This is a genomic window from Zoogloea sp., from assembly GCF_023150065.1.
Taxonomy (GTDB): domain Bacteria; phylum Pseudomonadota; class Gammaproteobacteria; order Burkholderiales; family Rhodocyclaceae; genus Zoogloea.
In genome coordinates this window covers 1-523 of sequence record NZ_JAKLLN010000233.1, presented here as the reverse complement: position 1 = coordinate 523, position 523 = coordinate 1, and the positions used below count along the sequence as shown (strand labels likewise).

Annotated in this window: 1 protein-coding gene; it reads right to left on the bottom strand. The window is 73.0% G+C overall.

All coding sequences use genetic code 11. The features are described from left to right. Positions 1–523 (bottom strand): contractile injection system protein, VgrG/Pvc8 family (locus tag L6Q67_RS24435; RefSeq protein WP_296576398.1); only part of this gene is annotated, 523 nt, incomplete at both ends.

Genomic DNA, 523 nt, shown 5'->3' with positions numbered 1-523 from the left:
CGAGCTCGAGCGCGCGCTCGGCCTGGGCGCGGGTGGCAAAGGGGTAGGTGCCGCAGTGGTCGAAGCCCTCGAGCCACGGTGCCTGCTCGCCGCCGAAGCCGCCGCGCGTGGGCGTGCTGGCCGCCACCACGCGCTTGGCCTTGTAGTCCCAGCCGGTGGCGGTGGCCACCGCCGTGGGCAGCGCGCGCTCGCCGCCCAGCGCCTGCAGGGTGTCCTGGTCTTCGATGATGCCGGCGCGGTGGAACCGGATGCCCGGCCCGCCCAGGCCGCTGGCGCTCATGTCGTCTTCGGGGCAGCTCGCAGCACTCACCGTGTCGGCCAGGATGACCAGCGTGTGCCCCATGGGCGCGGCATCGTCGGGCTCGAAGCGATACACCAGCCCTTCCTCGGCCAGCAGGCGCTGCACGAACTGCAGCGGCTCGGCAAGGTCGAAGCGGGTCGGGTCGTGGCGGGCGATGCCGAAGTGGAACTCGCTCCAGTCGACACCGGGCAGCAGCAGCGGTTCGCCGATCCGGGTGTCGGC